This is a genomic window from Hymenobacter agri, assembly GCF_054778495.1.
On the sequence record NZ_BAAGZM010000744.1, the window covers coordinates 1 to 1,786 of the forward strand.

Annotated in this window: 2 protein-coding genes; both read right to left on the reverse strand. The window is 63.4% G+C overall.

Translation table 11 applies throughout. The features are described 5' to 3' along the window. A partial coding sequence (locus ACYVDE_RS21660) for a hypothetical protein (RefSeq protein WP_460503617.1) occupies positions 1 to 210 on the reverse strand: 210 nt, incomplete at its 3' end. A 129-nt stretch (positions 211 to 339) separates the two neighbouring features. Beyond that, entirely contained in the window at positions 340 to 1,449 is a 1,110-nt protein-coding gene (locus ACYVDE_RS21665) for an MJ1255/VC2487 family glycosyltransferase (protein WP_460503618.1), read from the reverse strand. Between the last annotated feature and the right edge of the window lie 337 nt (positions 1,450 to 1,786).

Consider the following 1,786-nt stretch of genomic DNA (forward strand, 5'->3'; position numbering starts at 1 on the left):
CAGGGCCGCCTCGCACCGGTAGATGGAGTTGCCGTTGCTGAGCCAGGGCAGCAGCGCGGCGGTGTTGCGCTCGTCCTGGGCCGTACCGATTTGGCGCAGGATGGCATCCTGGTATTTGTTGGCCGGGCCGGGGGCGCTGGGCTGCGGGGTGCGGGCGCAGGCCGCCAGCAACAGCAGTAGCGCCCAGCTAAAACGGGTACGAATGGGCATAGGAAATTATTGAGGCTGTCTTGATGGGATGTAGAGACGCATATTTGCGTCTCGTCGTTGGGTTACTCCAGCGGCCTCCGTTCAACGACGAGACGCAAATATGCGTCTCTACGACAACCGCCCCCACGCCTACTCGCCGCCCCAGGCGTCGGAGTGCGGCGTTCGGTCGGCCGGGTCTTCCTCCCGGATTTCGCGCAGCTGCTCGTCGAGGTGAGCAAACAGCGCCTCGTTGCCCTGCTGCCGGTAGCCGGCCAGGGCGGCCTCGTAGCTGGGCAGCCCATCCAGAAAAGCCCGCAGATTATCAGCCGTGATGGCCTCAAAATGCCGGCCGTAGCCCATCTGCTGCACCTCGGCCGCATTCAGCCACTGCTCGAACTGGGCCGGAATGGGAATGGCGCAAATGGGCTTGCGCAGGTACACCGCCTCCGAAATCAGCGAGAAGCCGCCGTTCGTCACCACCGCCCGGGCGCTGGCTAAATCGGCAATGAAGCCGGCTTCCGAAAATGCGCACAGCTGCACGTTGCCGTGGTTTTCCTGCTTGTTGAAGCCGTAGACGCGGAACTCCTGGTCGGGCATCTGCTGTAGCAGCGGCACCAGGTTTTGCTGCGTGGTGGCCGACTGGTACACCAGCACGTGTGCGCTTTTGCTGGGCGCGGCGGCCAGAATCTCGGGCCGGATGATAGGCGGCACCAGCGTGGTACGCTTCTTTTTGAGCGGCAGTGGGAAGAAAGTGGCCACGAAGTAGTGGCGGCTGCGCGGCAGCTTGGCCCGCACAATGCTCTTAGCCAGCTGGTAGTTGCCACGCTCCTCGTCGGGAATGTCTACATCGAGCCGGGCCCGGCTGATAATCTGCATGTTGTCGATGCTGATAACCGGCAGCCGGTGCAGCTTGGCAAACAGGTAGCTGAACGACTCGAAGTCGGAAATCACCACCTCGGGCTCGAAGCCGCCGAGCAGGTCGCGGTAGCGGGCAAAGTTCACGCGCAAATCCTCGGGCGCGGTGCGCAGCGTGAGCACCGCCGTACGCAGCTTGCTCACCGCCAAGCCATTATACGCCAAGTGAAAGCCCCGGATTTCGAGCACGCGCTGCGGGCCGAACGCGGCCGCCAGCATGGTGTAGGCGCGGCTGCTGCTCACTACGCGCACTTCGTGGCCCTGGGCCAGCAGGTGGCTAATCACGACTTTGCTGCGGGTGGCGTGGCCCAGGCCCTCGCCGGGCACTCCGTATAGAATGTTCATGGGCGCAAAGATGCGCAGAGCCGGGCAGTTGGGGCGGCGGGCCAATGCTGGCAAAAAGAACGTCCTGCTGAGCTTGTCGAAGCATCTCTCCCACAGCAGTAAATAAATTACGTTGCGCGGGAGAGATGCTTCGACAAGCTCAGCAGGACGTTACCTAATTCTTTAGGCAACGCAGCAGCTCGCTGCCTTACTTCACCACCAGCTTCTCGGTCCGCGAGCCTTCCTGCGAATCGAGCCGCACCAAGTACAGGCCGGCGCCCAGGCCACTCAGCGGTACGGGTAGCTGCTGCGGGCCGGCGGGGTACGGCTTGTCGCGCACCAGCGTGCGCACCAGGCG

What these genes read in the sequence shown, in the direction of transcription:
- ACYVDE_RS21665 (WP_460503618.1), bottom strand. Translation starts at nt 1,449, where the DNA reads ATGAACATTCTATACGGAGTGCCCGGCGAGGGCCTGGGCCACGCCACC.